This window comes from Cytophagia bacterium CHB2, from assembly GCA_030263535.1.
In the GTDB taxonomy this organism is placed as follows: Bacteria; Zhuqueibacterota; Zhuqueibacteria; order Zhuqueibacterales; family Zhuqueibacteraceae; genus Coneutiohabitans.
Genome location: SZPB01000331.1, coordinates 1 through 7,181, shown reverse-complemented (window position 1 = coordinate 7,181; position 7,181 = coordinate 1). Strand labels below are relative to the sequence as shown.

Here is a 7,181-nt window from a genome sequence, read left to right as displayed (position 1 = left end):
TTTCGCGGCCGGCGCGCCGGCCGCGAAGCAGATTTCTTGTTTTTCACAAGGGCTCCTGATTATGTGGTTGTCTGCCTTCAAGATAGGAGCCATCAGAAATTTCAACTAAATTTAGGACAAAATCTCTTGTGCGGACTTAATTATCATGGCTGCAAATCCCAACAGAAGCAAAGCGAATAGTGATCCCCACACGGCTGCCCAAACTCGATGGCGTGAGGCTACGTATGCCCAATAATTTACGGGTGCTTTAAGGGCGAGCTCTGTTTGATAGAAGGCCTTTAGATTCTCGTAATCTTGTTTAGCTTCACTTAAAAATGAACTATGCTCTTGTCCTAAACCGTTCGATAGCACATCGTATTCGCTTCTGATCTCAGCTAACTGCGCATTGCTTTTCTCTACCAACTGAGTGAAAGTTTCGGTAAAGCGACTATGCTGTTCTTGTAGCTCCGAGACTAACTTCCCGCCGCTTTCGCGAATCAATGATAGATCGTTCAATACTCTGAACAAATGCTGCCCAGGCTACGCTTGCAACTTGAAACACCGGGTCTTTTTTCTGAGAATCTTGTTAAGTTGCTTTTAAGAAAGCAAATTACTGTCGCATTTGCAACAGCGGTTTTTTTTTCAGCTATTCGTCTAACATATCGACCGAATTGGGAGTCCGCTAGTATGAGCTTGCCTTTGTCTCTATATAAATCTATAAGTCGTTCCTCAACAATATGTTCATCACCGTTATCTATGCTTGACTGAACAGCAGTCCAGCCCTCGCGAAATAAACGTGGCACAGATTCGTCGCGGAATTGACCCGTGATACCATTTAGCCAAGACCACGCTTGTCGTTCCTTTTGAAGCCAGTCGCAAGCCTCTTCAAGAGTTTCAAAAGTCAACACTGCATTCCCACTGAGGTTAATCTTCATTGGCATAAAAGTCCTTGTTTATAGGTCACATGGTTTACGCCCCGATTGCCCCCGGAGAGCCGTACGAAACGATTTCTCGTCATACATTTCAAAAGGCGACCTGGTTGGAGCAGCCCGGCGGTTACACTCGAACCACTGCCAATCTCATTCGCTCTGCTGAGAGCTCCGGTAAAAGCTTCGCTTCGTTAATAATCGATGGGATATTTTTCATCCACTAAAATCTTCATGGCTAACTTACAAACGCCTCAATCGGTGTGAGTTGTTTTTCTGCCAGTGTACCAGCATACTCCAGGCAAGCGAGTATGTCTTCACACGTTATTGATGGATAGGCCTCGAGTAGCGCCTCAATTGTGTCACCGTTTGTAAGCATCAAAATTATTTGATGTACTGGAATACGATTACCTTTGATACAGGCTTGGCCATGACATACATTGGGATCAATAGAGATTCGTTGTACATCATCATTTCACCCCCGAACCATACAATGGCTCGTATTACATGCCAAGTGTTTCCCTGCGAAAAAAAGGGGCACGCAGTGGTTGAAATGGGCGTAGCTTGGTGAACGTTTTTTGATAAACGGTTGGAAGAAATGCAATGTGAAGGGGTTTGCATCAAGACTCCTCCAAAAATCTGCCGACATTTTAGGTTTTCAGCAGCCGCCCGAATTCATTGGCAGGAGTATGCAAAAAGCAGCGATGTAAAGCAAGATTTTTTTGCGGTCGTTAAGCGGGAAGTGGGTGTTTTGCGGGAAAGAAGGAACGCCAACTAAATAACACACTCTTTTCACACACTCTTTTCCTTGAACCGCTAATTAACGCGAATGTGCGCTAATCATATTTCTTATTCGCGTTTTTTAGCGTGCCTTCGCGGTTTCGAGGAAATGAGTAAATTATTTAAACGGTACTCCTAAACGCCCGGGCGGGAGGCCTTCTGGCTGGGGTTGCGACGTTTGCGCCATTGCGTGCGGGGCGCCGGCGATTTTTGTTTTTCGCTTTCCTGTTTTTCGAATTCCGTTGCAACTTCGTGGATGAACTGCACGACTTCATCGTTCGGGTTGAGCGACATGGCTTCTTCGCTGCAAATCATGGCCGCGCCCGCATTGCCGCGCATCATGTAGGCAAACGACAAATCCGCGAGAAAGCGTTCGTTCATGGGATCCAGTTTGATCGCCTGCTTCATCAGTTCGAAGCCGCGCTCATGATCGCCGCGTTCATCGAGCATTTTGCCCATGTAGTGCATGGCTGCGGGATGCTCCGGAAAGCGGCGGTAAAGCTGATGAATCAATTCCCAGGCATCTTCCTGCCGGCTGGCGAGGCACAGGCAATTCGCCAATTGCACGTGATGTTCCACCCCGTCGGGATTCATTTTCACCGCGGCGGTCAAATACTCTTCCGCGGTGGCGATGTTGCCCATGCCGACGTGCAGGCGCCCGATATACTCGCACACGATGGCGCGCGCCATTTTCGGGATGGTTTCGTCGGAGAGGATCTGGTTGTACACCGCCATGGCTTTTTCAAATTCCCCGTCTTCCCACAGTCGTTCAGCCTCGGCAAAACGATCATCACTTTTCCGCATGTTTCTTCCCTAAAGTTCGATATAACTTTCCTCGTCGAAGACGGCCGGAATCCTGGCCCGGGAAAAACCGCCTGTAAGCGGCGGTTACGCTATATCCTTACGTGCGTGCGTATCTCTTCGCGTAAGCTTGGGAACGGTTAAAGCAAAAACGCTCAACACCCGTGGCGCGATCGTTTCGCGCTTTTGCGACAACGATTTGATGCAAATTCACAGCTTATAAGCTCAATCATGGGAGGGAACATCCTTGCGCGCTGCAGCTTTAAACTATTTACACTGGAACGCGACAAGAATAAGAAAAAATTATACCGGAGTCAAGATAATCATTGTTTATAATCGCTTACATTGCTTATATATGCAAAATATCTGTCGAAAATTTGTGACGATGCGGTATGGAATTTGCCTTTTTCGACGATGGATTTTTCAATTTGAACGCGAGTATTGCAAATTCAGCGCAATTGTTAAGTATTGTTTATAATTTTTGCCAAAGATCACTTAAATTAGGCGCCTTTGACTACAACAATTGCGATTTTGTGCTGATGAAAAAGAAAGCGACGACAATATTGTAATGGCTCAAAATCGTATCAACATCGAACATCCTGCCTCAAAAATGACCAAAATCACCTCTGCCCTGGCTATTGCTGCGGCACTCGGCTTGGGCGCCTGTCAAAATCAATTGCTCAAACAAGCGGAATATTTTGAGCGAAACGGCCAGCCCGGGAAAGCCGAAACTGTGTTGGTGCAGCATCTTGCGCAGCATCCAGATGATGGCCGCGCGCAGTATCAATTGGCGGAATTATTCGGCGCGCAGAAAAAATTTGCAGAGATGATCGAGGCTCTCGCCGCGGCTGAGAAACATGGCGGCCGTTTGCGGGAGTCCGCGCTGCAACTGAAAGAAAAGTATTGGCGCGAAACTTACAATGAGGGCGTGCGCGCCCTGTTGCTCGAACAGCCGCCGGAGGCCGTCACGGCCCTGCAGCATGCGACGCTCATTCTGCCGGAACGCCATGCCGCTTATCCCGTGCTCGGCGCCGCGTTGCTGTCGCATCAGCAAACCACGGCGGCGCAAGCGGTGTTTGAGCAAGCCTGCCGGCTCGATCCGGATGATCTCGACTCGCGCCACGCCTTGTTGCGCATTTATTTTGATCGCGGGCTTTATGAACAGGCCATCGCCGCCAGCGAGGAGGCATTGCGGCTGCTGCGCAACGATCTTTCCGCGCTGCGCTGCCGCGCCTTGTCGCTCGAACGCATGGCGAGCGCGAATGCGAGCGACTCGCTGAATCTGGCAGCGGAAAATGCGCTCAAACGCTTGCTTTCGGTTTCTTTGAGCATGGAAGATTTTGCCGCGCTGGGCGCACATTATTATCGCCGCGGCGATTTTCGCAATGCCGCGCTGCAATTCGAAGACGCGGCGCGTCTGGGCCGCGATAATAAAGATGTGCTGCGCTACCTGGGCGATTGCGCCTGGCAGCTCGGCGATTACGCCACCATGTCGAAATGGTATACCAGGCTGGTGCAAAGCCATCCGAACGACATTGAAGCTTTGCAAAATCTTCTCATTGCCGAACAAGCGTTGGGGCGGAAGAACGAAGTTCAAAAATTGCAATCACAGCTCCAGCAGTTGCAGGGAAGCATCGAATGAAAATATCGTCTCTAATTAAAGAAGAGTTTTGCCGCAATGAAACCGCGCCACCAATCCTTTCTTCAGCGTTGAGCCGTTTCTTTCCGCGGGCATTTATTTTTGCAATCATTCTGACTTTTGTGGCCGCGCCCGCGTGGGCGCAATTGCGCGTGGTGTCAATCACGCCGCGCGCTGATGATTTGCATGCGGCGACCAATGCCGCGGTGCGTGTCACCTTTGATCAAGCGCTTGATGAAAACACCCTCGGCTCACGGCCGCTGCGCGTCTGGGGCAGTTTTCGCGGCGAATATCAAGGCTCGCTCAATTACGATTCCTCGACCAGCACGCTGTCACTCGCGCCGTTTCAGAGTTTTATTGAGAGCGAAGAGATTACGGTTGTTCTCAAAAATTCTGTGCGCAGCCTCGCCGGCGCGGAATTGGCGCAACCGCTGGTGTGGCGCTTCACCATCGCAAATCCCTTTGGCACGGCGAATTTCACGCCTGTGGTGATCGATCTCAATTCCAATAACAGCCAGGAGCCGACGCAAATCATTCCCGCGGATTTTGATAACGACAGTTTCATCGATCTGGCTGTCGTTCATCGCGGCTCGAATCAGATTACGGTCTTGCGCAACACGTTTCGCGCAACCTCCGGCGCCGTGCTTGTAACTCTCTCGACCACCCTCGCAACGCAAGCCACGCCGGTGAGCGCGGTGGCCGCGGATTTCAACAGCGACGGCAATATGGATTTGGCGGTGGCGAATTTCAACAGCAACACCGTGCAACTGTTTACCGGCGACGGCGCATTGGGCTTCAGCACGCCGCGCGTGTTTGACACCGGCGAACATCCCAGCGATTTAATTGCGCACGATTTTGACGGCGACGGCGATCTCGATCTGGCCGTGGCCATGAGCGGCATCGATCAGCTTGCCATTTTGCGCAACGACAGCCTGGGTTTCTTCATTGAAGCCCAGCGTTTGCAAGTCGGCGCTTCGCCCAACAAACTCACCGCCTGGGATTTTGACGGCGACAGCGACCTTGATCTCGTCGTGGCAAATAGCGGCAACCGCACGCTCTCGATTTTTCGCAACCAGGCCTCCGGCGTTTTTGAGCAAGCGGGCGCTATCACGCTTGCGCTCACGCCGGTTGATTTGAAAACCGGCGACATTGCCGGACGCGGCGCAAATCTGGTTGGCGATGGCCGCCGCGAGCTAGTGGTACTCGGCTCTGATTTGCCTTTTCTTGGAAAAATTTCTGAGAGCAATGCCGCCGGCACGTCCCAGCTTTCCGTGATCTCGTGGAATGCCGGAGCAAACACGTTCAATACCACACAAAGCCTGACGCTCGACGGCCGCGGCCAATCGTTTGTGTTGTGTGACGTTGATTCGATTGACGCGGTAACGCCCAACTCGCCTTTTCAGCCCGACCGTGATCTCGATATTTTTATGACGCGCTTCTGGGATAATCGCCTCACCTGGCTGCGCAATAGCGATAATGCGCTGCTGAATCCCTTGTCGCTCGCCGATATTGATTCGGTACGCAGCGCGAAAGCGATTGCTTACTTCGATGTTGATCGCGATGGCGACAATGATCTCGCCATTTCGAATTATCTCGACAATCAACTTGTTATTTATCGCAATGGCGGCCAGCGCCTCACGCCGTGCGGCCTGGTCGATTCGCTTGGTAACGATGTTGCTACCATCAATTTTGGCGAGGTGGCGGTGGGCAGCACCGGTTTGCGTGGTTTTTTTCTGCCGAATGACACCTCGCTGGATTTTTTATTCAGCACCACGCTCAGCGACAGTATTCATTTTCGCATTTTGCCCGCGAGCGGTTCGCTGCCGGCGGGCGAGAACGTTCCGGTTCGCCTCGAATTTGCGCCGACGGACACCGTGAGTTACAGCGCTGTTCTGCTCATTCGTCTGAACGATCACCTCAATGCCAATGAAACCTGCGCCATCATTCTGCAAGGCCGCGGCGTTCAGCCCGCCATTTTCTTGCCGAATGACTCGCTAGATTTCGGCTGTGTGCCGCCGGGCGCGACTGCGATTCGCGAGCTGGTGATTGAAAACCACGGCAATTTTGCGCTGGACATTTTGAGCGGATCGACCTCGACGAGCCAATTCGTGCCGCTGGTCAACATGACCGGCCTTCGCATCCCGCCGCGCACCGCCATCCGCGTTGCCATTGCCTTTCGTCCCGATCGTCTCGGCGATTTCGTTGATAGCCTGCAAATTCGTTCGACGGACCCGGCCAATCCCCTGGTGATTGTGCAGTTGCGCGGCTGCGGTTCCAATTCCGGTCCCGTGATTACTTCTGCGGATACGCTGCGCGCAACCGAGGATATTCAAGCGACCTATATCGCCACGGCAGATGATCCGGACGGCGGCTCACCCACCTTTCGTTTCTTGAATCTGCCGCACTGGCTCTCCGCCTCCAATGACACCGTGCGCGGCACACCGCGTGAAGGCGACCGTGATTCGTCGTTCACGGTTATCGCTTCTGATGGATTTTTCAGCGACACCTTGCGCGTTATCGTCATTGTCACGCCGGTAAACGATGCGCCGGTATTTGATTCTCTCGGCGTCCTGACGGTTTTCGAAGAAGAGTTGCTCACGTTCACGCTGGTGGCGCGTGATCCGGAAGACAGTACCTTTACCCTGGCCGCGCAAAATTTGCCTAACGGTGCAAGCTTTGTCGATCGCGGCGAGGGGCGCGGCGATTTTTCGTGGCGGCCGCCGTTGGGCAGCGCCGGGCAATACAGCGTCACGTTCATTGCCCAGGAACAAGTTGCTAATGCCGGCTTGACCTCGAGCGTGATCGTCCCAATCAGCGTGCTCAAGCGATTGCCCGATTTGTTCGTGCAAGCGTTGACGCGCAATCAACCGGTGATTAAACGCAATCAGCGTGTTGCCGTAACCGCAGTTTTCGGCGACTCACTCGCGCCGGTCACACAAGCATTCACCGCCGGGTTGTTTTTGAATAACACGTTGGTGGCAGACACGACGATCAATGAATTCGCTCGCGATGGCCGTTTCAGCCTCACGCGTGAAGTTGTTTTTGATCAAACCGGG

General features: G+C 52.3%; 6 protein-coding genes. 2 read left to right on the top strand and 4 right to left on the bottom strand.

The genetic code is table 11. The features are described 5' to 3' along the window. Positions 1 to 111: 111 nt before the first annotated feature. The 4 genes from FBQ85_23750 to FBQ85_23735 form a co-directional block, all read right to left on the bottom strand. On the bottom strand, positions 112 to 480 hold the full coding sequence (locus FBQ85_23750) for a hypothetical protein (GenBank protein MDL1878154.1): 369 nt from the start codon (positions 478 to 480) through the stop codon (positions 112 to 114). A gap of 11 nt (positions 481 to 491) precedes the next feature. Then, positions 492 to 914: a hypothetical protein gene (locus FBQ85_23745; protein MDL1878153.1), complete on the bottom strand. Its 423-nt coding sequence runs from the start codon at positions 912 to 914 to the stop codon at positions 492 to 494. A gap of 229 nt (positions 915 to 1,143) precedes the next feature. Next, on the bottom strand, positions 1,144 to 1,362 hold the full coding sequence (locus tag FBQ85_23740; protein ID MDL1878152.1) for a DUF433 domain-containing protein: 219 nt from the start codon (positions 1,360 to 1,362) through the stop codon (positions 1,144 to 1,146). Between the two features lie 458 nt (positions 1,363 to 1,820). Next, complete coding sequence (locus tag FBQ85_23735) at positions 1,821 to 2,489, bottom strand: tetratricopeptide repeat protein (GenBank protein ID MDL1878151.1); 669 nt, start codon at positions 2,487 to 2,489, stop codon at positions 1,821 to 1,823. A gap of 565 nt (positions 2,490 to 3,054) precedes the next feature. On the opposite strand from FBQ85_23735, the gene FBQ85_23730 reads away from it, so the two are divergent. After that, positions 3,055 to 4,128, top strand: a complete 1,074-nt coding sequence (locus FBQ85_23730; protein MDL1878150.1) for a tetratricopeptide repeat protein — start codon at positions 3,055 to 3,057, stop codon at positions 4,126 to 4,128. Continuing rightward, positions 4,125 to 7,181, top strand: a 3,057-nt coding sequence (locus FBQ85_23725; GenBank protein ID MDL1878149.1) for a hypothetical protein, incomplete at its 3' end; no start/stop codon positions are given. The genes FBQ85_23730 and FBQ85_23725, both read left to right, overlap by 4 nt.